17 protein-coding genes are annotated in these 22,817 nt (G+C 65.5%); 12 read left to right on the top strand and 5 right to left on the bottom strand.

What is annotated here, in order from left to right; genetic code table 11:
• The first annotated feature begins 70 nt into the window (after positions 1-70).
• The 12 genes from MAXJ12_RS03615 to trxA all read left to right on the top strand — a co-directional run bounded on the left by MAXJ12_RS03615 (position 71) and on the right by trxA (position 17,498).
• Complete coding sequence (locus MAXJ12_RS03615; protein WP_008834406.1) at positions 71-772, top strand: response regulator transcription factor; 702 nt, start codon at positions 71-73, stop codon at positions 770-772.
• A 12-nt stretch (positions 773-784) separates the two neighbouring features.
• Positions 785-2,569, top strand: a complete 1,785-nt coding sequence (locus MAXJ12_RS03610) for a sensor histidine kinase (RefSeq protein ID WP_008834405.1) — start codon at positions 785-787, stop codon at positions 2,567-2,569.
• Between the two features lie 2 nt (positions 2,570-2,571).
• Positions 2,572-3,018: an HPr kinase/phosphorylase gene (locus MAXJ12_RS03605; protein WP_008834404.1), complete on the top strand. Its 447-nt coding sequence runs from the start codon at positions 2,572-2,574 to the stop codon at positions 3,016-3,018.
• Positions 3,019-3,194: 176 nt separating this feature from the next.
• Positions 3,195-3,596: a PTS sugar transporter subunit IIA gene (locus MAXJ12_RS03600; protein ID WP_008834403.1), complete on the top strand. Its 402-nt coding sequence runs from the start codon at positions 3,195-3,197 to the stop codon at positions 3,594-3,596.
• The gene (locus MAXJ12_RS03595; RefSeq protein WP_008834402.1) at positions 3,593-3,895 is read left to right on the top strand and encodes an HPr family phosphocarrier protein; all 303 of its coding nucleotides are present in this window, start codon (positions 3,593-3,595) and stop codon (positions 3,893-3,895) included. Before MAXJ12_RS03600 ends, MAXJ12_RS03595 begins: the two co-directional genes overlap by 4 nt.
• 154 nt (positions 3,896-4,049) lie before the next feature.
• Positions 4,050-5,447: an adenosylhomocysteinase gene (gene ahcY / locus MAXJ12_RS03590; RefSeq protein ID WP_008834401.1), complete on the top strand. Its 1,398-nt coding sequence runs from the start codon at positions 4,050-4,052 to the stop codon at positions 5,445-5,447.
• A 197-nt stretch (positions 5,448-5,644) separates the two neighbouring features.
• On the top strand, positions 5,645-8,212 hold the full coding sequence (locus MAXJ12_RS03585) for a sensor histidine kinase (RefSeq protein WP_008834400.1): 2,568 nt from the start codon (positions 5,645-5,647) through the stop codon (positions 8,210-8,212).
• Positions 8,213-8,221: 9 nt separating this feature from the next.
• Positions 8,222-9,730 (top strand): bifunctional tRNA (adenosine(37)-N6)-threonylcarbamoyltransferase complex ATPase subunit type 1 TsaE/phosphotransferase, encoded by a 1,509-nt coding sequence (locus tag MAXJ12_RS03580; RefSeq protein WP_008834399.1) that lies wholly within the window; start codon positions 8,222-8,224, stop codon positions 9,728-9,730.
• On the top strand, positions 9,727-10,455 hold the full coding sequence (locus MAXJ12_RS03575) for a nucleotidyltransferase family protein (protein ID WP_008834398.1): 729 nt from the start codon (positions 9,727-9,729) through the stop codon (positions 10,453-10,455). The genes MAXJ12_RS03580 and MAXJ12_RS03575 overlap by 4 nt, the downstream gene beginning before the upstream one ends.
• Complete coding sequence (gene addB, locus MAXJ12_RS03570) at positions 10,452-13,586, top strand: double-strand break repair protein AddB (RefSeq protein ID WP_008834397.1); 3,135 nt, start codon at positions 10,452-10,454, stop codon at positions 13,584-13,586. Before MAXJ12_RS03575 ends, addB begins: the two co-directional genes overlap by 4 nt.
• A complete protein-coding gene (gene addA, locus MAXJ12_RS03565) occupies positions 13,583-17,101 on the top strand; it encodes a double-strand break repair helicase AddA (protein WP_008834396.1) in 3,519 nt (1,172 codons plus the stop codon). The genes addB and addA overlap by 4 nt, the downstream gene beginning before the upstream one ends.
• A 73-nt stretch (positions 17,102-17,174) precedes the next feature.
• The gene (gene trxA, locus MAXJ12_RS03560; RefSeq protein WP_008834395.1) at positions 17,175-17,498 is read left to right on the top strand and encodes a thioredoxin; all 324 of its coding nucleotides are present in this window, start codon (positions 17,175-17,177) and stop codon (positions 17,496-17,498) included.
• Between the two features lie 56 nt (positions 17,499-17,554).
• On the opposite strand, the gene MAXJ12_RS03555 is transcribed toward trxA, so the two are convergent.
• From MAXJ12_RS03555 to MAXJ12_RS03535, 5 genes are all read right to left on the bottom strand, one after another.
• Positions 17,555-18,886: a bifunctional folylpolyglutamate synthase/dihydrofolate synthase gene (locus tag MAXJ12_RS03555; protein ID WP_008834394.1), complete on the bottom strand. Its 1,332-nt coding sequence runs from the start codon at positions 18,884-18,886 to the stop codon at positions 17,555-17,557.
• Between the two features lie 62 nt (positions 18,887-18,948).
• Positions 18,949-19,872, bottom strand: coding sequence for an acetyl-CoA carboxylase, carboxyltransferase subunit beta (gene accD / locus MAXJ12_RS03550; protein WP_008834393.1), 924 nt, complete (start codon positions 19,870-19,872; stop codon positions 18,949-18,951).
• A gap of 35 nt (positions 19,873-19,907) precedes the next feature.
• Positions 19,908-20,747 (bottom strand): tryptophan synthase subunit alpha, encoded by an 840-nt coding sequence (trpA, locus tag MAXJ12_RS03545; RefSeq protein WP_008834392.1) that lies wholly within the window; start codon positions 20,745-20,747, stop codon positions 19,908-19,910.
• Positions 20,748-20,749: 2 nt separating this feature from the next.
• Positions 20,750-22,000, bottom strand: a complete 1,251-nt coding sequence (trpB, locus tag MAXJ12_RS03540; RefSeq protein WP_008834391.1) for a tryptophan synthase subunit beta — start codon at positions 21,998-22,000, stop codon at positions 20,750-20,752.
• Positions 22,001-22,130: 130 nt separating this feature from the next.
• Positions 22,131-22,790 carry a phosphoribosylanthranilate isomerase gene (locus MAXJ12_RS03535; RefSeq protein WP_008834390.1) on the bottom strand — a complete coding sequence of 220 codons (660 nt, stop codon included), beginning with the start codon at positions 22,788-22,790 and terminating at the stop codon, positions 22,131-22,133.
• Positions 22,791-22,817 lie beyond the last annotated feature (27 nt).

The following is a 22,817-nucleotide window of genomic DNA, read 5'->3' as shown; positions in this document are numbered from 1 at the left end:
CCCAATTTGTCCCCCAATAGCCCCTTCTCGACCAAGGAAGGGACACCCGCTCATGAGGGAGCAGCTTGAAATGGCGACAATCGCGCTGGTCGACGACGACCGCAACATTCTGACCTCGGTTTCCATCGCCCTGGAATCGGAAGGCTATCGCGTCGAAACCTACACCGACGGCGCCTCGGCGCTGGAAGGTCTGGCTGCTCGCCCGCCGAGCCTGGCCATACTGGACATCAAGATGCCGCGCATGGACGGCATGGAGCTTCTGCGCCGCATGCGCCAGAAGACCGATCTGCCGGTCATCTTCCTGACCTCGAAGGATGACGAGATCGACGAGCTTTTCGGGCTGAAGATGGGCGCGGACGATTTCATCCGCAAACCGTTTTCGCAGCGCCTGCTGGTAGAGCGGGTCCGGGCGGTGCTGCGCCGTGCATCGGCCCGCGAGGCCGCTGCCAAGACGCCGAACCAGCAGGCCCGCTCGCTCGAACGCGGCCAACTGGTCATGGATCAGGAGCGCCATACCTGCACCTGGAAGGGCGAGCCGGTGACGCTGACCGTCACCGAATTCCTGATCCTGCATTCGCTGGCGCAGCGTCCGGGCGTCGTGAAGAGCCGCGACGCGCTGATGGATTCGGCCTATGATGAGCAGGTCTATGTCGACGACCGTACCATCGACAGCCACATCAAGCGCCTGCGCAAGAAGTTCAAGGCGGTCGATGACGATTTCGAGATGATCGAGACGCTTTACGGCGTCGGCTATCGGTTCCGCGAGGCTTAAGCAGCGTTTCAAATGGCCATGGAAGTGGAGTTGAAGAAGCCGGCGGCCGCCGCGAAGCGGCCGCGCCGGATTCTGCCTTCGCTTCTGTCCAGGGTGACCGTGCCGCTGCGGCGCTTTCTCGGCCATTATGTCTTTTCGAGCCTGACGCGCCGCATCCTCTTCCTGAACCTGGCCGGCCTCGGCGTCCTCGTCGTAGGCATCCTCTATCTCAACACGTTCCGCGACGGCCTGATCGACGCGCGCGTTGAAAGCCTGATGACCCAGGGCGAGATCATCGCCGGCGCAATCGCGGCTTCTGCGACGGTCGAGACCGATTCGATCAGCATCGACCCGGAAAAGCTGCTCGAATTGCAGGCGGGCGAAAGCATCGGCCCAGGCTCAGACCAGCTCGACAATCTCGACTTCCCGATCAACCCGGAGCGCGTTGCGCCGGTGCTCCGGCGGCTGATCTCGCCGACCCGAACGCGGGCGCGCATCTACGACCGCGACGCCAATCTGCTCCTCGATTCGCGGCATCTTTACTCGCGCGGCCAGATCCTGCGCTACAACCTGCCGCCGGTGCAGGAGGAAGAGCCTGACATCCTCGAACGGCTGCAGAAGACGGTTTTCGACTTCTTCCGCGACACCGACCTGCCGATCTACCGCGAACAGCCGGGCGGCAATGGCGCGGCGTTCCCGGAGGTGATGAACGCGCTGACCGGCAGCCCGTCGACCATCGTCCGGGTCAGCGAGCAGGGCGAGCAGATCGTCTCGGTCGCGGTTCCCATCCAGCGGTTTCGCGGCGTGCTCGGCGTGCTGATGCTGTCGACCGAAGGCGGCGACATCGACAAGATCGTTGCTGCCGAGCGCAAGGCCATCCTGCGCGTCTTCGGCGTGGCGGCGCTGGTCACGGTGATCCTGTCCCTTCTGCTCGCTTCGACAATCGCCAACCCGCTGCGCCGGCTTTCGGCGGCCGCCGTCAGGGTGCGGCGGGGCGTCAAGAATCGCGAGGAAATCCCGGACTTCTCCGACCGCCAGGACGAGATCGGCAATCTGTCCATCGCGGTGCGCGACATGACCAACGCGCTCTATGCCCGCATCGAGGCGATCGAGAGCTTTGCCGCCGATGTCAGCCATGAGCTGAAGAACCCGCTGACCTCGCTGCGCAGCGCCGTGGAGACCCTGCCGCTGGCAAAGAGCGCTGAATCGCGTGAGCGGCTGATGGATGTGATCCAGCATGACGTTCGCCGCCTCGACCGGCTGATCACCGACATTTCCGACGCCTCCAGGCTCGATGCGGAACTGGCGCGCGAGGATGCCGAGCGGGTCGACATGAAGAAGCTGGTCGGCGACCTCGTTTCGGTGTCGCAGGATGCCGGCCGGCAGAAGCGCAAGATGACGATCGATTTCAAGGTCGCCAAGCTGCCTCAGGGCGTCAAGGGCTACTATGTCATCGGCCACGATCTGCGGCTCGGCCAGGTCATCACCAATCTGATCGAGAACGCCCGTTCCTTCGTGCCGGAAGAGGGCGGACACATCAATGTCTCGCTGGCGCGTGAGGGCAAGTTCATCATCGTCACCATCGACGACAACGGCCCGGGCATCCGAACCGACAGCATCGACCGCATATTCGAGCGCTTCTATACCGACCGCCCGTCAGGCGAGGCTTTCGGCCAGAATTCGGGCCTCGGCCTGTCGATCAGCCGGCAGATCGCCGAGGCGCATGGCGGCTCGCTGACGGCCGAAAACATTCCGGGCGTCAAGCCGGGCGACATGAAGGGCGCACGCTTCGTCATGACGCTTCCCGCCGAAGGCTGACCATGACGCCGCAGAACATGCATGGGACGGCGGTCATCCTCGGCGACCGCGGCGTGCTGATTACCGGCGGCTCCGGCTCCGGCAAGACCATGCTGGCGCTGGCGCTCATCGCACAGGCAAGGCGCGAGGAGATGTTCGCCCGGCTTGTTTCGGACGATCAGGTCTTTCTCTCCAGTCATGGAGGGCGATTGGTCTGCAGCGCGCCGCCGGCGATCGGCGGGCTGGTGGAGGTGCGCGGCGTCGGTCCGCGTCTGATCGCCGCCGAGCCGTCCGCCGTCATCGACCTCCTGGTCAGGCTGTCGCCGGCAGACGCCACGGAGCGGTTTCCGGAGGAGGCGACGGCTACGCTCGCCGGCTGCGAGGTCGCCTGTCTTGACCTTGCGGAACGCAATGCGGCTGGAGCGGCGGCGGCGATCGCCGCGCGGCTTTCCCTGCCGCCATTCGCGTGAAAACCGGACACACCAATGGCCAAAATGCGTCAATATGGCCGGCACAGCCGCAATTTGGGACTTGTCAACGCTCGCCGCGTCGCCAAGATAGCGCTCCCGCCATCCCGGAAATGGAATGGAGCGCCGGGCATTCAAAATGAGCTCATGACAAGAGCCGTGACGGGAGCTGCCGCAGAATGATCGGACTCGTGCTAGTAACGCACGGTCAGCTGGCCGAGGAGTTCCGCCATGCCGTCGAGCATGTCGTCGGGCCGCAGCAGAATTTCGCAACCGTCGCCATCGGCGCTGACGACGATATGGAGCAGCGCCGGCGCGACATCGTCGACGCCGTAGCGCATACCGACACCGGCGCCGGCGTCGTTGTGCTGACCGACATGTTCGGCGGCACGCCGTCCAATCTGGCGATCTCGGTGATGGAACCGGGTCGCATCGAAGTGATCGCCGGCATGAACCTGCCGATGCTCATCAAGCTCACCAGCGTGCGCAAGGCCGACAATATGGCCGGCGCGCTGGAGGAAGCGCAGACGGCCGGCCGCAAATACATCAACGTCGCCAGTCAGCTCTTGAGCACCAAATGAGCGGAATGCCGTTTTCGAGTGAGGACGGCGTCGTCAGCCGGGAGTTCCAGATCGTCAACCAGCGCGGCCTTCACGCGCGCGCCTCGGCCAAATTCGTCCAGGTCGCCGGCGGGTTTGAAGCCTCGGTCGACGTCGAACGCGATGGGGTGAAGGTCGGGGGCACCTCGATCATGGGGCTGATGATGCTTGCGGCCAGCCCCGGATGTTCCATCCGAGTGACCGCGAAAGGACCGGAGGCGAATGAGGTCATGGCGGCGCTCGAGGAACTGATAGCGGCCCGTTTCGGCGAGGATTCCTGACGCCGACGTCCCTCCGGGACATGCACGAATAAAGATTTCTTTATATCCCATTGTCGGGGGCCGGCTTATCTGATAGTCAGGCGCCGATAAATTGCGCCTTTTGAACGGCTTTGCGCCGGGGCGCGCGTCAAACTCATTTCACCGGAGCGCTGCCATGGCAGATAAGGATTACATCGTCGCCGACATTTCGCTCGCCGACTGGGGCCGCAAGGAAATCGAGATCGCCGAAACCGAAATGCCCGGCCTAATGGCCTGCCGCGAAGAATTCGGTTCGGCCAAGCCGCTCAAGGGAGCGCGCATCACCGGCTCGCTGCACATGACCATCCAGACCGCGGTGCTGATCGAGACGCTGAAGGCGCTCGGCGCCGAGATCCGCTGGGCCTCCTGCAACATCTTCTCCACGCAGGACCATGCCGCCGCGGCTATCGCCGCCTCCGGCGTTCCGGTGTTCGCGGTCAAGGGCGAAACGCTGGAAGATTATTGGGTATACACCGACCGCATCTTCCAGTGGGCCGATGGCGGCACGTCGAACATGATCCTCGACGATGGCGGCGACGCCACGATGTACATTCTGATCGGCGCGCGCGCCGAAGCCGGCGAGGACGTGCTGTCCAATCCGGGCAGCGAGGAGGAAGAGATCCTGTTTGCCCAGATCAAGAAGCGCATGGCGGCGACGCCAGGCTTCTTCGCCAGACAGAAGGCCGCGATCCGCGGCGTCACCGAAGAGACCACGACCGGCGTCAACCGTCTCTACCAGTTGCAGAAGAAGGGCCTGCTGCCCTTCCCGGCGATCAACGTCAATGATTCGGTCACCAAGTCGAAGTTCGACAACAAGTATGGCTGCAAGGAATCGCTGGTCGATGGCATCCGCCGCGCCACCGACACGATGATGGCCGGCAAGGTTGCCGTGGTCTGCGGCTATGGCGATGTCGGCAAGGGCTCGTCCGCCTCGCTCAAGGGCGCCGGCGCCCGCGTCAAGGTTACCGAGGTCGACCCGATCTGCGCGCTTCAGGCGGCTATGGACGGCTTCGAGGTCGTGACGCTGGAAGATGCGGCCCCCACCGCCGACATCGTTATCACCACCACCGGCAACAAGGACGTCATCACGCTCGACCACATGCGCATGATGAAGGACATGGTGATCGTCGGCAATATCGGCCATTTCGACAACGAAATTCAGGTGGCGGCGCTTCGCAACCTGAAATGGACCAACATCAAGCCGCAGGTCGACATGATCTCCTTCCCGGACGGCAAACGGATGATCCTGCTTTCCGAGGGCCGGCTGCTCAACCTCGGCAATGCGACGGGCCATCCGAGCTTCGTCATGTCGGCATCCTTCACCAACCAGGTGCTGGCGCAGATCGAACTGTGGACCAAGCCCGGCGCTTATAAGAACGAGGTCTATGTCCTGCCCAAGCACCTCGACGAAAAGGTCGCCCGGCTGCACCTCGACAAGCTCGGCGCCAGGCTTACCGAGCTCAGCGGCGAGCAGGCTGCCTATATCGGCGTGACGCAGCAGGGTCCGTTCAAGCCGGAACACTACAGATACTAATCTGCGTTTGCCAAACTACCAGATATTGAAACCGGGCGATTGACTTTCGCCCGGTTTTTCTTTTTGCGCCGCAGCCTTCTTCACGCCGATTCGCCCAGACTGTATGGTGACGTGATTCGCGATGCTTCGGCTCTTTGGGCGGACCGCCGGGGCATTGCCGGGCGGTCTTGAAATCGGACGGCGGAGAGGAACAAGGCATGCCGGGGGAATACCCGCACAGGGCGGGACTGGCCGTTACCGGCGGCCGCAATGATTCACATGCCGGCGCGCGGTTCGGCGGAGCATGGCCGAAGCGCCTGTTCGCGCGTTCCCCCGTTCGGCGCCTGCTCGGCGCGACCTCGCTTTCCACGCTTCTGGCTGCCGATCTGGCGTTCGCGCAGACCGAAGCCGTCGTGCGCTCGTCCGGCCTCTCGGTTGACACGGTCGAGGTGATCCAGATTTCCATGTTCGCCGGCGTCATGGGCGCGGCGCTGATCTCGGCCATCGTCCTGATCCGCGAACGGGCGCGCACATCGGCCGAGAATGTGGAGCTGCGCAACCGCATCGCCGATCTCAACGCGTCGCTGCAGCGTTCCGACGCCCTCCTCAACCTGCGCGACCAGCGCGTGGTGGTGTGGGCGTCTGAGAAGCAGAAGCCGGAACTGGTCGGAGCCTTGCCGGCGGAGACCGGCGCGCCTGAAGATCGCGCCGCTTTCCTGGCCTTCGGGCGCTGGCTGATGCCGCGCTCGGCGGCAGCGCTCGACCACGCAATGACCCGACTGCGCGAAAGGGCCGTGTCCTTCGACCTCGTGGTCGAGACGCAAAGCGGCGCACCGCTGGAGGTCCAGGGACGCAAGACCCCTGCCCATGTGCTGATAAAGTTCGTGTCGCTGTCGGAGGCGCAGCGCAACCAGGCGCGGCTGCGGCTGGAAAACCAGCGGCTCTCTACCGAGCACGAGAATATGCTAGGGCTGGTCGACGCCCTGAAGATGCCGTTCTGGATCCGCTCGGCCGACGGACAGCTGAAATGGGTGAACCGTGCCTATGCCGAAGCGGTGGAGGCTTCGAGCCCCGACGCCGCGATCAGCGAAGGCAGGGAATTTCTCGGCACGCCGGCGCGCGAGGCGATCGCCCGCCAGCATCTCGCCGCGCCGGTCTTCGAGCAGAAGCTGTCGACTGTTATCGGCGGCGACCGCAAGGTCTTCACCGTCACCAATTACGCCGGCGGCGAAGGCTCTGCCGGCATCGCCATCGACATGAGCGCAATCGAGGCGATCCGCGAAGAGTATGAGCGGACGGTCCGCAGCCATGCCGACACGCTCGACCAGCTCAACACGGCAGTGGCGATTTTCGACAGCGGTCAAAAGCTGCGCTTCTTCAACCAGGCCTTCCAGAAGCTGTGGGATCTCGATGGCGGCTTCCTGGCCAGCGCGCCCGACAATGCGCTGCTGCTCGACCGGCTGCGCAGCGAAGGCAAGATCGCCGAGCAGCCGGAATGGCGGCGCTGGAAGGAAAACCTGCTTGCCGCCTATCGCGCGGTCGAGACCCAGGAGCATTGGTGGCATCTGCCCGACGGCCGCACGATCCGCGTCGTCGCCAACCCGCAGCCCAAGGGCGGCGTGACATGGGTGTTCGAGAACCTGACCGAGAAGATGAACCTCGAAAGCCGCTACAATACGGTGGTCAGGGTGCAGGGCGAGACGCTCGACAATCTGGCCGAAGGCGTGGCCGTGTTCGGGCCTGACGGTCGCATCAGGTTGTCGAACCCCGCCTTTACCGGTCTGTGGGGATTGCCGGCCGATATTGTCGGCCAGAAGATGCACATATCGGCGATCCGCGAGCGGTGCGAGGCGCTCGCCAAGGACAGCCCCTGGGGCGGCTTCGTCGCGGCGGTGACCGGCTTCGATGACGAGCGGCGCGACCGGCACGGCCAGACCGAATTAGTGAACGGCACGGTGCTGCGCTACGCCATCATCCACCTGCCCAACGGCCAGGTCATGATGACCTTCGTCGACGTCACCGACAGCGTCGCTGTCGAGCGCGCGCTGAAGGAGAAGAACGAGGCGTTGCAGAAGGCCGACCAGCTCAAGAACGATTTTGTCCAGCACGTGTCCTACGAGCTGCGCTCGCCGCTGACCAACATCATCGGCTTTACCGAACTCCTGTCGCTGGCCGCCACCGGACCGCTGGCGCCGCGCCAGCGCGAATATGTCGAGCATATCGGCTCGTCGTCTTCCGTGCTGCTCACCATCGTCAACGACATTCTCGACCTCGCCACCGTCGACGCCGGCATCATGGAGCTGGAGATCGCCGAGGTTCGTATCGACCAGACGATCGCGGCGGCGGCCGAACTTGTGGCCGACCGGCTGGAGGAGCATTCGATCAGGCTGGAGGTCGACGCATCCGGCGCGCCGAAGACTTTCCACGGAGACGAAACCCGCATCCGCCAGATACTCTACAATCTGTTGAGCAATGCCGTGAACTATGCGCCGGAGGCGAGCACGATCACGCTCTCCTGCCAACAGTTGCCGCACGGGGTCGAATTTTCCGTACATGATGACGGTCCCGGCATGCCGCCCGAAATCCTCGACACTGTGTTCCGGCGCTTCGAGCCGCGGGTCAATGGCGGCAGGCGGCGCGGCGCCGGGCTCGGCCTGTCGATCGTCAAGAGCTTCGTCGAATTGCATGGCGGCAAGGTGCGCATCGACACCGGCCAGAATCGCGGCACCACGGTGACCTGCGAATTTCCGGCAGCGCCGAGCGGCGTCCGCGCCGCGGCGGAGTAGTGCTGCCTGATGGATTTTTCGAGCCTTGAGCGGTTCCTCCCCGACGAGCGTGCGACGACCATGCTCGGAGCGGATCTGGCGTTGGCGTTGCACGCCGGCGATGTTCTGGCGCTCGAAGGCGATCTGGGCGCCGGCAAGACGACGCTGGCGCGCGGTCTGATCCGGGCGCTGGCCGGCGACGCGGAGCTGGAGGTTCCGAGCCCGACCTTCACTCTCGTGCAGGCCTATGAGGGGCGTGTTCCGGTTCATCATTTCGATCTTTACCGGCTGGCATCGGCGGCCGAGCTTGACGAACTGGGTTTCGACGACGCGATCGCGCAGGGCGCGGCTCTCGTCGAATGGCCGGACCGGGCGGCGAGCCGCCTGCCGGAAAGCGCCGTCCATCTCGAGCTTACCCATCAGGATGCGGGCAGGCTTGCCCGGATCACCGGGACTGGCGCCGCCATCGAGCGCATCGGCCGCTCGCTAGCCGCGCGCGATTTTCTGGCGCGGTCGGGCCATGCCGACGCGGAGCGGAAATACTTCGCCGGAGACGCATCGGCGCGCTCCTACGAGATCGTCGATGATGATGGCCAGCCGCCGCTAGTGCTGATGAATTCGCCGAAACTGGTGCTCGGGCCGCCGGTCCGCGACGGGAAACCCTATGCCGAGATCGCCCATACGGCGCAGTCCGTCTCGGCCTTCGTCGCCATCGACCGCGCGCTGAAGGCCGGCGGCGTGGCGGTTCCGGAGATTTTCACCGCCGATCTCGAACAGGGCTTTTTGCTCATCGAGCATCTCGGCTCCGGCAGCTTTCTCGATGACGGAAAACCGGTGGCCGGGCGTTATGCCGCTGCGGCCGAACTGCTCGCCATGATGCATGGCCGGAAGTGGCCAAGCCGTATGGAAGCGGCGATGGGCGTGCATCATCTCGTTCCGCCTTTCGACCGCGATGCCATGATGATCGAGGCGGAATTGCTGGTCGACTGGTATATTCCATTCGCAACAGGTAAGCCGGCTCATGATAAGGTGAGAAGCGGCTTCGAGAACGTATGGAATGCGGTATTCGACCGACTGGAAGGTACGGAAAAGACGCTGATGCTGCGCGATTTCCACTCGCCGAACCTGATCTGGCGCGGCGAACGCCAGGGCCACGACCGCATCGGCGTACTCGATTTCCAGGATGCGCTGATCGGGCCGTCGGCCTATGATCTCGCATCGCTGGCCATGGATGCGCGCGTGACTGTTTCGCCTGAAATCGAGCGTTCGACCTACGACGCCTATGTCGCCGCGCGCCGGGCGGCGGGCCCGTTCGACGAAGCCGGTTTCAGCGAAGCCTATGCGGCGATGGCGGCGCAGCGCAATTCGAAGATCCTCGGCATTTTCGTGCGTCTCAACGAGCGCGACGGCAAGCCTGACTATCTTCGCCATTTGCCTCGCATCCGCGCCTATCTCGGCCGGGCCCTGGCGCATCCGGCGCTCGCCGGGCTCAAGGATTTCTACAGTAGCAACGGCCTGCTTGGAGATACCGCGGAATGAATGGCGCGCCTGATACCGCGATGGTCCTCGCCGCCGGGCTCGGCATACGCATGCGGCCAATTACCGCCACAAAGCCAAAGCCGCTGATCGAAGTCGCCGGCAAGCCGCTGCTCGATTGGGGAATGGACAGCCTGGCCGAAGTCGGCGTCGCCAAGGCCGTCGTCAACGTCCACTATCTGCCCGAACAGATCGTCGCCCATGTGAGCCGGCGGCAGAAGCCGAGTATAATAATTTCCGATGAAAGCGAGGCGCTGCTCGATTCGGCCGGCGGCATCGTCAAGGCGCTGCCGGAGCTTGGGCCAAAACCGTTCTACGTCATCAACGCCGACACTTTCTGGGTCGACGAGGCCGAATCCAATCTCGCAAGGCTCGCTGCGGCGTGGGATGCGTCGAAGATGGATATGCTTTTGATGCTGGCCGACCTGCGGTCGGCCACCGGCCATAGCGGCGGCACGGATTTCCTGGCCGCGCCCGACGGCCGCCTGTCCCGCGCCGGCGGCGACCTGTCCGGCCTGATCTATGCCGGAGCAGCGATCGTCCAACCCGGAATCTTTGCCGGCGCAGCAATCACGAAACACTCGCTCAATCTCTATTTCGACCGCGCAATCGCGGCGGGCCGGCTGTTCGGCCTGCGCATGAATGGCAGCTGGATCACGGTCGGCACACCGGACGCACTCGCGCCGGCCGAGGCGGCTGTCGCGCGGGCTCAAGCGGTCGGCGCATGACCGGCGGCGGAAAGCCGCCGCGGGTGTTTTCAATCCCGCCCGGCGTCGCCTTCCTGCCGACCCTGGCCGAGGCGCTGAATGGCGGCCGGCTCGTGCCCGGCTTCCGCTTCGACGGCGATCCGCTGGCCCTGGCCGATGTGACGATCTACGTGCCGACGCGCCGCGCCGCGCGCGAGCTGCGGGGCGTGTTCGTCGACATGGCGGGCGGGCGTTCGGCGATCCTGCCGGTGATCCGGCCGCTTGGCGAATTCGACGAGGACGAGGCGATCTTCGCCCCGGGCGGCGCAGACGCGATCGATCTCTTGCCGCCCATCGCGGCGGCGGACCGGCTGCTGCTGCTTGCGCCGATGGTGCGCGCCTGGAAGCGCCGCCTGCCTGCCCATGTCGCGGCCCTGTTCGAGGAAGACATCGTCGTGCCGGCCTCGACAGCCGACGCCATCTGGCTGGCGCGCGACCTCGCCGCGCTGATGGACGAGATCGAAACCGAGGGTTCGGACTGGAAGAAGCTCAGCGAGTTGGTTTCGGGCGACCTCGCCAATTGGTGGCAGGTGACGCTGGATTTCCTCGAAATCGTAACCTCGGCATGGCCGGCGCTGCTCGCAGAGCGCGGGCAGTCGAACCCGGCCGCGCACCGAAGCGCGTTGATCCGGTTGGAGGCCGAGCGGCTGAAGCACAATCCGCCGGCCGGCTCGGTAGTCGCGGCCGGCTCTACCGGCTCCATACCAGCGACCGCCGAGCTGCTGTCGGCCATCGCACGTCTGCCGAACGGCGCCGTGGTGCTGCCCGGACTGGACAAGACGCTCGATGAGCGGTCCTGGTCGGTCATCTCGGACCTTGCGCCGCAGGCTTCGGTGCTGGGCCACCCGCAATACGGCCTGGCAAAGCTCCTGCAGAAGATCGGCATTCTGCGCGCCGATGTCGAAGAGGTCGGGTCGCCAAACAAGGCGATGTCGGCGCGCGCGGCATTGGTCGGCGAGGCGCTCAGGCCGGCCGAAACCACCGACGACTGGGCCGGGCGGCGCGGCACCATGAATTCCGGCGAACTGGCCGATGCGCTCTCCGGTGTGACGCTGCTGGAAGCCGCCAATGAGCGGGACGAGGCGGCGGCCATCGCGGTCGCGCTGAAGGCGGCCGTCGAGGCGCCGGGCCGCACCGCCGCGCTGGTCACCGGCGACAGAAACCTGGCGCGCCGGGTATCGGCCGAACTGCTGCGCTTCGGTGTTCGCGCCGATGATTCAGGCGGCGTCCCGCTCGCCAACACCGCGCCCGGAGCGCTTCTGCGCCTGCTGGTCAAGGCGGCGTTCAGCCCGGGCGATCCGCTGTCGCTGCTGTCGCTGCTCAAGCATCCGCTGATTTCGCTCGGGCTGGAGCGGAGCTCCGTCCGGGCGGCGGTGGAGACAATCGAGCTGGTCGCGCTGCGCGGCGGCACGGGCAGGCCGGACGTCCATGAGCTGGTGACTCTTTTCGAGGAGCGGTATGCGGCCCTGGCCAGCCAGAAACGGCAGCCCGCATGGTCTGAAAGGTTGGGCGAGCGGCGCATCAACGCGGCGCGCAGCGTGTTGCGGCGGCTCGCCGAAGCCATCGCGCCGCTGGCTCCGTTCCGGCGAGCCGGCGAGGTCGAGCTGACGGCGATCATGCGCGCCACCGTGATGACGCTCGAAAATTTTGCGCGCGGTCCCGAAGGCGGCAATGACGCGCTTTATGCCGGCGACGTCGGCGAGAAGCTCGCCGAACTGCTGCGCGGGCTGGTCGCTTCGACGGCGTCGCTCACTTTCGACGCGGCGGAATGGCCGGACGTGCTGGAGGCGCTGCTTGCGCCCGAAATCGTCAAGCCGGCTCACGGAACCGACAGCCGCATCGCGATCTGGGGCGCTCTAGAAGCGCGGCTGCAGTCGGTCGACACGCTGGTTGTCGGCGGGCTGAACGAGGGCGTCTGGCCGCGCAAGCCGCAGGCCGACCGCTTCATGTCGCGCGTCATGAAGACCGGCATCGACCTCGAGCCGCCGGAGCGCCGCATCGGCCAGTCGGCCCATGATTTCCAGATGGCGGTGGGAACGGAAGACATAATCCTGGCGCGCTCGGCACGCTCAGGCGACGCGCCTGCGGTGCCGTCACGCTGGCTGCAGCGCCTGCTGGCCTTCGCCGGACCCGACCAGGCCGGGATCATGCGCGCGCGCGGCGCTTCGCTGCTCGACTGGGCGCGTGCGCTCGATGCCGGTGCGCCGGTCAGGTTCGCCAAACGGCCCGCGCCGAAGCCGCCGCTCGACGTCCGTCCTCGCCATTTTTCCGTGACCGAGATCGAGACGCTGCGGCGCGATCCCTACGCGGTCTATGCGCGCAAGATACTCAGCCTCGCGCCGATCGATCCGCTGGTGCGCGACCCCGGCGCGGCCGAACGCGGCACGCTGTTCCACAGGATACTCCACCGCTTCTCCGAGACGGTTGCAGATCCGCGCAATGAGGAAGCCTACGAGCTGCTCATCGAGGCTGGCCGCGAGGGCTTTGCAGAGTGCGCGCTGCCGGAGGACGTCGAGGCGATATGGTGGCCGCGCTTCATGAAGATGGCTGCGGAATTCATCGCCTGGGAGCGCGCCCGTGCGGCAAATGTTGTCAGCCGCCATCCGGAGGCGCATGCCGAAGCGACTGAAGTCGGCGGCTCCGGCGTGACGCTGTCGGGCTATGCCGACCGCATCGACCTGCTGCCGGCCGGCATGGCCGACATAATCGACCACAAGACCGGCTCCTCGCCTTCGAAAATGCAGGCGCACACGCTGCTTGCGCCGCAACTGGCGCTGGAAGGCGCGCTGCTGCAGCGCGGCGCGTTCCGCGAGCTCGGCGCCCGCACGCCGGCCGAACTCGCATTCGTGCGGCTGAAAGCCAACGGCCTGGTGCTGGAGGAATCGATCCTGCGCGTGAACGGGACGCCCAAATCAGGCCCGGCGCTGTCGCAGGAAGCCTGGGAGCGGCTTGAAGCGCTGCTGGAGCACTACAACGAGCCGGAAGCCGGCTATCTTTCGCGGGCTCTGCCGTTCCGGGAAGGCGAGACCGACGGCGACTACGATCATCTGGCGCGGGTCCTGGAGTGGTCGGCCGGCGGCGACGGGCCGGACGATGTGGACACCGGCGAATGAAGAAGAAGTTCACAGTCCCCTTCGAGACCGCCGAGCGGCAGGCAAAGGCCTCCGATCCGCAGCACTCCGTCTGGGTGTCGGCCAATGCCGGCTCCGGCAAGACGCATGTGCTGGCGCAGCGCGTCATCCGGCTTTTGCTGGAGGGCACCGATCCCTCGAGGATATTGTGCCTGACCTATACCCGCGCGGCCGCCGCCAACATGTCGAACCGAGTCTTTTCCAGCCTGTCGTCCTGGACGATGCTCGGCGACGAGGAACTGGCGAAAGCGATCGAAGAGCTGGACGGCCGCAAACCCGACGCCGAGAAGATGCGGCGCGCTCGCCGCCTGTTCGCGCAGGCGCTGGAGACCCCCGGCGGGCTGAAAATCCAGACGATCCACGCGTTCTGCGAATCGGTACTGCACCAGTTCCCGCTGGAAGCCAACATCGCCGCGCATTTCGAGATGCTCGATCCGGCGATGGAGCAGACGCTGTTCGCCACCGCGCGCCGCGAGATGATTACGGGCGCTGCGGCCGGCAATCCCGAACTCGCCGAGGCATTCGCCGCCGTGCTGGAACGCGGCGGCGAATGGGGCCTCGACATGCTGCTGCAGGAGATCGTGCAGAAGCGCGACAGCCTGCGCATATTGATAGACGCTGCGGGCGGGGAGCCCGCGCCTTACGAGGCGCTGTTTTCGGAATTCGATTTCACGCCGGAGGACAGCGCCGAGGGCATTGCTTCAATAGCCTGGCCGCTTCCCGGATTCCCGCCGGAGTTTTTGGAGCGGTTCGCGGCCGACGCTGACGCGGTCGACGCCCGCTCCGTGCTCAAGGACATCCTCCCCGATGCGGCTCTCGCCTTCGCCGAATCCGATCCGGTAAGACGCCTGCAATTGCTTGCGCGCGGCTTTCTCAAGGGCGATGGCGAGCCCTATGCTACCGGCAGATTGTTCACCAAGAAGCTGCTCGCCCGCCTGCCCGATCTGCCGCAGCGCTACGCGCAAGCCACCGACGCGATCATGGCCGCCTGCGACCGGCTGGCGCTGTTCCGCATGCTCGAAGGCACGCGCGCCGCACTGACCATCGCCGACTGGCTGATCGCCCGCTACGAGCAACTGAAGGCCGGGCGCGGCTTTCTCGACTTCAATGATTTGATCACCCGCACCGTGCGGCTGCTGGCTCGCCAGGATGCCGGGCCGTGGGTACAGTACAAGCTCGACAAGGGCATCGACCACATATTGCTGGACGAGGCGCAGGACACCAGTCCGGACCAGTGGAATGTGGTCAAGCGGCTGGCCGAGGAGTTCTTTGCCGGCTTGGGCGCTCGCGACAATGTCCACCGCACGGTGTTCGCCGTCGGCGACGAAAAGCAGTCGATCTATTCCTTCCAGGGCGCGGCGCCCGAATCCTTCGCAGAAACCGGCCACGAATTCTCGCAGAAAATCCGCGGAGCCAACGGCAGCTTCGAAAGGGTCGGGCTGACCTGGTCGTTCCGCTCGACCGGCGACGTGCTCGCTGCGGTCGATCTGGTCTTTGCCAGCGAAGAGGCCCGCCGCGGCCTGTCGCACGATCCGGACCCGCCGGGACACAAGGCGATCCGCGACAACGAGCCCGGCTATGTCGAGGTCTGGCCGTCGATCGGCGCCGCCGCGATCGAGGAGCCGGAGGATTGGCGGGAGGCCATCGACCACGCGCAGGCCCCGGCGGTGCGGGTGGCCGAGCAGGTGGCTGCCACGATTCAGGACTGGATCCGGTCCGGCGAGATCATCGAGGGGACGGGCAAGAGGCTGAGCGCCGGCGACGTCATGGTGCTGGTGCGCAAGCGCGACCGCTTCGTCCACGCGCTGGCGCGCAGCCTGAAAAACCGGCAGATCCCGGTGGCGGGCGCCGACCGGCTGAGCCTGCCCGGCCATATAGCGGTCAAGGACATGATCGCGCTTGGGCGTTTCCTGATCCAGCCTGAGGACGATCTGTCGCTGGCCGCTGTGCTCCGGAGTCCGGTCTTCGCGCTCAGCGAGGACGACCTGTTCGCGCTCGCAGCCGGCCGCGGCAAGGGCATGTCGCTCGCTGCTTCGCTGCGCAAGCACGGCGAGACCGACATAAGGCTGGGCCTGATCGCCGAGAAGCTCGATTCCTGGGCCGGCGAGGCGGCGTTCAAGCCGGTTTTCGAATTCTATTCGGGCGTGCTCGGCCGCGACGGTGTGCGCCGCCGCATGATCGCAAGGCTCGGCCAGGAAGCCGGCGACATTCTCGACGAGTTCCTGAATTTCTGCCTCGCCGAGGAGCGCGCCGGCCTGCCGGGATTGGAGGCCTTCCTGGCGACGCTGGAAAGCGCCGGCCCCGACATCAAGCGCGAGATGGACCAGACGCGCGATGAGGTGCGCATCATGACGGTGCACGCGGCCAAGGGCCTGGAAGCGCCGGTGGTGTTCCTGGTCGACGGCGGGGCGGCGCCCTTCAGCGAGCAGCATCTGCCGCGCCTGGTGCCTTTCGAGCCGCGCGGCGAGCTTCGCGACGTCAAGGCGTATCTGTGGCGCTCGTCCGCCGATATCGCCAACGGCGTCTCGCGGGAGGCGGCGCTGCGCATCAGGGAGCGCGCCGACGACGAATACCGCCGCCTGCTCTATGTCGGCATGACGCGCGCGGAAGACCGGCTGATCGTCTGCGGCTATCACGGCAAGCGCGGCCAGAACGACACGACCTGGCACGCCATCGTCAGCCGCGCGCTGGCGGGCTCGGAGCACAGCGAAGAGCGCGCGCATCCGGCCGGAGGTGACCCCGTCCGCCGCTTTCGGATCAGCACCGGACCGGCGGCGGGTCTCGCGGCTGAGGTTGCGGGCGAAGCACAGCGAGCCGTCGTGGAAATCCCGCCGAGACTGTTCGAGAATCTGCCGCCCTCGGAATCGCTGCCCAAGCCGCTTTCGCCGTCCGGCGCGTCGGTACTGATCGACGAGACCAGGGAGCCGGTGATTTCCGGCCGCTCGCCGGTGCTCGATCCGGATGTGGAGCCGGGCTTCGCCATCGCCCGCGGCATCGCGCTGCACAAGCTTTTGCAGATGCTGCCGACCCTACCGGCGGCCGAGCGCACCGCCGCCGGCCGGCGCTATCTTGAACGCGCCGGCGCGGGCTGGCCGGCCGGAGAGCGCGAAGCTGCGCTGGTCTCGGTCGAAGCGATTCTCGCCTCGCCGCGTTTTTCGCCGCTGTTTGCCGAAGGTTCTCGCGCCGAAGTCTCGGTCATGGGCAGGCTGAAAGTCAGAGGCAAGGAGCGCGCGATTTCCGGCACGATCGACCGGCTCGCGATCACCGCCGGCGAAGTGCAGATCGTCGACTACAAGAGCAACCGCCCCGCGCCGCAGACGCTGGAAGCCGTGCCGCCGGCCTATATCGTGCAGCTAGCGCTTTACCGCGCCCTGCTTGCGCCCCTCTACCCCGGCAAGACCGTTATGGCGGCGCTTCTTTTCACCGAGGAGCCGCGGCTGATCGAGCTTCCCGCGGAAGTGATGGACGAGGCTCTTGTCCGACTCACGCAGGCGTGACACAAACTCTGCTTGAAGCCATCCGCCTCCGGCACCACATGTGGTGCGACCTCGAACCTCGAAAGGATTTCCTATGGCCACTGTGAAGGTCGACAAGAACAGCTTCAAGGCGGACGTGCTCGACGCCTCCGGTCCGGTCGTCGTTGATTTCTGGGCCGAATGGTGCGGTCCCTGCAAGATGATCGGTCCGTCGCTCGAGGAAATCTCGACCGAAATGGGCGGCAAGGTGAAGATCACAAAGCTTAATATCGACGAGAATCCGGAGATCGCGGCGCAGTTCGGCGTTCGCTCGATCCCGACTCTGATGATCTTCAAGGACGGCGAAGTCGCCGACATGAAGGTCGGCGCGCTGCCCAAGACCGCGCTGTCGCACTGGATCAGCGGCAACGTCACCTGATTTCAGCCAAAACAGTTTACGAGAAAGCCCGGCCCCCGCGCCGGGCTTTTTGTTGCTCAAGTGGGCGGTGTGCCGTTCTCGGCGAGCACCGCGCCGACCAGATAGAGCGACCCGCCTATAAGGATGCGCGGCGGCGCCTCGCTCTCGTCCCATGTGTCGCGCAAGAGCATCAGCGCATTGGCGACCGAGCTGACCGGTTCGGCCGAAAGGCCGGCCTCGATGGCGCGCACGGCGAGTTCCGCATTGGGCACGCCGGCCTCGCTCATGCTGACCGGAACCGTGTAGACATGGCGCGCCATGCCTTCGAAGGCGCGGAAATAGCCGGTCTGGTCCTTGGTGTTGATCATGCCGCAGATCAAAAACAGCGGCCGGCTGATCTTTTCCTCCTGCTCGACCAGCGCCTCGGCGATGACGAGGCCGGCGCCCGGATTATGGCCGCCGTCGATCCAGACTTCCGCGCCCTCGGGCGCTAGGTCCGACAGCCGGCCCTGCGGCAGGCGCTGCATGCGGCCCGGCCAGGCGACGTTTGCCATTGCGCGGTCGACGGCGCGGTGGCCGATCTCGAAGCCGGCAGCCTTGACCGTCGCGATCGCGGCGGCGGCATTGGCGAACTGGTGCCGGCCTGGCAGGCGCGGCGGCGTCAGATCCATCAGGCCGAACTGGTCCTGGTAGATCATGCGGCCGTTCTCCTCATAGGCGAGGTAGTCCTGGCCGTAGATCGAGACCGGACAGCCGAGCCGGTCCGCCACCTCGACGAGGACATCCTGCGCGGTCCCGCTTTCCTGCGCGCCGATGACGACCGGGCAGCCGGGCTTGATGATGCCGGCCTTTTCGGCGGCGATCAGTTCGACGCGGTCGCCGAGGAACGACTGGTGATCGAGCGAGATCGGCATGATCAGGCTCGCGGCCGCTCGTGAAATCACATTGGTCGCGTCGAAGCGGCCGCCGAGCCCGACCTCGATGATGGCCGCATCTGCCGGATGTTCGGAAAACAGCATGAAGGTGACGGCGGTCAGGATCTCGAACACGGTGATAGGCTCGCCGCGATTGACCTCGGCGGCGCGCGAGATCGCCTCGGCCAGAACCGCGTCGTCGACCAGCCTGCCGCCACCCTTCGCCCCCATCCGGTAGCGCTCGTGCCAGTTCACCAGATGCGGCGAGGTGTGGACATGGACGCGCAGGCCCTCGGCTTCGAGCAGCGCCCGCGCAAAGGCGGCGGCCGAGCCCTTGCCGTTGGTGCCGGCGATGTGGATGACCGGTGGCAGCCTGTCCTGCGGATTGCCGAGCCGGTCGAGGAGCCGCGTGATCCGCTCCAGCGAAAGGTCGAAACCCTTCGGGTGAAGCGCCAGCAGGCGGTCGATTTCGCGGTCGGCCAGGAGCGTTGTCATGAGGAAGTCCTAGGCAAGCGCGGGCTTGCGCACAATGTCAGACCGCGGCGTTAAATGTCGCTTCAGGCCTGCGGCCGGACCTCGGACGGGACCGTGGCGGGCGGCAGTATCTCCGGCTCCTGGTCTTTCGCCTCTTCCGGCGTCTTCATCAGTATCTTCAACAATCGCGCGATCGTCGATTTGAGCTCGAGTCGCGATACCACCATATCGACCATGCCGTGATCCATCAGATATTCGGCGCGCTGGAAGCCGTCGGGCAGTTTTTCGCGGATCGTCTGCTCGATGACGCGCGGGCCGGCAAAGCCGATCAGCGCCCCCGGCTCGGCGATATGGACGTCGCCCAGCATCGCGTAGGAGGCGGTGACGCCGCCCGTCGTCGGATTGGTCAAGACGACGATATAGGGCAGCCCGGCTTCCTTCAGCCGGTCGACGGCAACTGTAGTCCGCGGCAATTGCATAAGCGACAGGATGCCCTCCTGCATGCGCGCGCCGCCCGAAGCGGCGAACAGGATCATCGGCCGCCGCCTTTCCACCGCAACCTCGAAGGCGCGGATGATGGCGTCGCCTGCGGCCATGCCGAGCGAGCCGCCCATGAAGGCGAAATCCTGAACCGTCGCCACGACCGGCAGGCCTTCGATCGTGCCCAGCGCATTGAGGATCGCATCCTCCATGCCGGTCTTGGCGCGGGCATCCTTGAGCCGGTCGACATAGCGCTTCTCGTCGCGGAACTTCAGCGGATCGGTCACGACCCTGGGGTTTTCGATGACTTCGAACCTTCCGTCATCGAAGAAGAATTTCAGCCGCTCCCGGGCCGAGATCTTCATGTGGTGGCCGGAGGACGGGATGACGAACTGGTTCGTTTCCAGATCCTTGTGGAAGACCATCTCGCCGCTCTCCGGATCCTTGATCCAGAGATTTTCCGGCATTTCGCGTCGGCCCAGCATGGAGTTGATGCGTGGGCGGACGTAATTGGTGATCCAGTTCATGATCGCTTTTCCCGTGGTCTGGATAAAATGGGAAACTATTCGGCGGGTGCAAGGCGGGCGGAGTGGACGCCCTGCGCGAGCCCGCTGACCAGCGTCGCCACGGCTTCGGCCGGATCGGCGGTCTTCTCGCCCTTCGGGCCGAGAACATTGGCCACCGCATTGACGATCGCCGTGCCGACCACGACGCCGTCGGCCGACGCCCCGATCACCCGGGCCTGTTCCGCCGTCTTGACGCCGAAGCCGACGCAGACCGGTAGATCGGTGTGGCTCTTGATGCGGGTGACGGCGGGGGCGACCTTGGCCGTGTCGGCCAGCGCGGAGCCGGTGATGCCGGTCATCGACACGTAGTAGACGAAGCCGGAGGTGTTTTGGAGCACCTTGGGCAGGCGCTTGTCGTCGGTCGTCGGCGTCGCCAGCCGGATGAAGTTGATCCCGGCCTTGACAGCGGGGATGCAGAGCTCCTCGTCCATTTCCGGCGGCAGGTCGACAACGATCAGCCCGTCGATGCCGGACGCCTTCGCATCTGCCAGGAAGCGGTCGACGCCATGGCTGTAGATCGGATTGTAGTAGCCCATCAAAACGATCGGCGTCTCGTCATCGCCGGCGCGGAAGTCGCGCGCCATCTCGAGCGTCTTCACCAGCGTCTGGCCGCCTTTCAGCGCGCGCAGGCCGGCCGCCTGGATCGCCGGGCCGTCGGCCATCGGATCGGAAAACGGCATGCCCATCTCGATGATGTCGCTGCCGGCCTTGGGCAGCGCCTTCATGATCGAAAGCGCCGTGTCGTAATCGGGGTCGCCGCTCATGAAATAGGTCACGAGCGCCGGGCGCCCTTCGGCTTTCAGCTTCGCCATGCAGCGGTCGATGCGGGTGGTCATGATCAGATCTCCATGCCGAGCATGCCGGCGACGGTGTGGACGTCCTTGTCGCCGCGGCCGGAGAGGTTGACGATCACGATCTGGTCCTTGCCCATGGTCGGCGCGAGCTTCATCGCATGGGCGATGGCATGCGCCGATTCCAGCGCCGGGATGATGCCTTCGACGCGGGTGGTGAGCTGGAACGCCTCCAGCGCCTCGTTGTCGAGGATCGGCACATAGTCCACGCGGCCCGAATCGCGCAGCCAGGAATGCTCCGGCCCGACGCCGGGATAGTCGAGCCCGGCCGAGATCGAGTGGCCGTCGAGGATCTGCCCGTCTGCATTCTGCAAGAGATAGGTGCGGTTGCCGTGCAGCACGCCCGGCTTGCCGGCGTTCATGGAGGCGCAATGCTCGATCCCGTCGAGCCCGCGTCCGCCCGCCTCGATGCCGATGATCTTTACGCCGCGATCATCGAGGAACGGGTGGAAGAGGCCGATGGCGTTGGAGCCGCCGCCGACCGCGGCGATGATCGCGTCGGGCAGCCGGCCTTCCTGTTCCAGGATCTGGGCGCGCGCCTCGATGCCGATCACCGACTGGAAGTCACGCACCAACTCCGGATAGGGATGCGGGCCGGCTGCCGTTCCGATCAGATAATAGGTGTCCTCGACATTGGTCACCCAGTCGCGCAGCGCCTCGTTCATGGCGTCCTTCAGCGTGCCGTGGCCGGCGCTCACCGGCCGCACCTCCGCGCCCAGCAGCTTCATGCGGAAAACGTTCGGCTTCTGCCGCTCGACATCGGTCGCGCCCATATAGACGACGCAGGGATAGCCGAAGCGCGCCGCGACCGTCGCCGAGGCGACGCCGTGCTGGCCAGCGCCCGTCTCGGCGATAATTCTTTTCTTCCCCATGCGCTTGGCCAACAGAATCTGGCCGAGGCAGTTGTTGATCTTGTGCGAGCCGGTGTGGTTCAGATCCTCCCGCTTGAAATAGATTTTTGCGCCGCCGCCAAGGCCCTTGGCCGAGGAAACCTCGCGAAGGTGCCTGGTCAGTCCTTCGGCGAAATAGAGCTTTGAGGGCCGGCCTGCATAGAAGGTCGACAGCGCGTTCAGCTCCGCCCTGAATTCGGGATCGTCCCTGGCCTCGTTCCAGTGCCGCTCGAGTTCGAGGATGAGCGGCATCAGCGTCTCGGCGACGAAGCGCCCGCCGAAAATGCCGAACATGCCCTGTTCGTCGGGTCCGGTGCGGAAGGAATTGGGTTCTGCCGGCTTGTTCATCGGAAATCCTGAATCGTCGCGAGTAGGCGCCGGGGACAGTTTACTTTGTTGCCCGGAAAGCCCGAGCGCTCGCTATGTCGCGTAAGGGGCAAAAAGTAAACTGTCCCCTTGGGCCGTTGCCGGCAACTCGTCAGGCTGCACTTCGCGCCTGCGCCGCCCGCACCGCCCGGAAAAAGCTCTCGATCAGCGCCGTATCCTTGACGCCCGGCGCGCTTTCAACGCCCGAGGAGACGTCGATGCCAGGCGGGTTGGCCAGCAGCAAGGCCTCGCCGATATTGGCGGCGTTGAGGCCGCCGGAAAGCATGTAGTCGACGCCGGCGTCGAGACCGGCAAGCAGCCGCCAGTCGAACGGCACGCCATTGCCGCCCGGAAGCTCGGAGCCCGCCGGCGGCTTGGCGTCGAGGAGAAAACGGTCGGCGACCCCGCGATAAAGCGCGATCGGCTCAAGATCGTCGGCATCGCGAACTGAAAACACCTTCATCACCGGCAAGCCGTAGCGCGTCTTTACATAGGCAACGCGCTCCGGCGTTTCGTTGCCGTGAAGCTGCAGCATATCGGGAGACATCGCCTCGACGATCGCGTCGAGAGTTGCGTCGTCAGCGTCGACTGTCACGGCCACCGCCTTGGCTTTGCCGATCGCCGCCTTGCGTAGCCGCCCGGCTTCCGCGGTTTTTATATTGCGCGGACTTTTCACAAAGAAAATAAAGCCGACATGGCTCGCACCGCCGGCCAGCGCCGCCGCCAGCGCCTCGTCGGTCTTCAGCCCGCAGATTTTTATGTCGAATGGCATGTGCCGGACTTAACCCGTGATGGCGGG

It is taken from the genome of Mesorhizobium alhagi CCNWXJ12-2 (assembly GCF_000236565.1).
Lineage (GTDB): Bacteria > Pseudomonadota > Alphaproteobacteria > Rhizobiales > Rhizobiaceae > Allomesorhizobium > Allomesorhizobium alhagi.
This window is presented reverse-complemented; position numbering and strand designations above follow the sequence as displayed.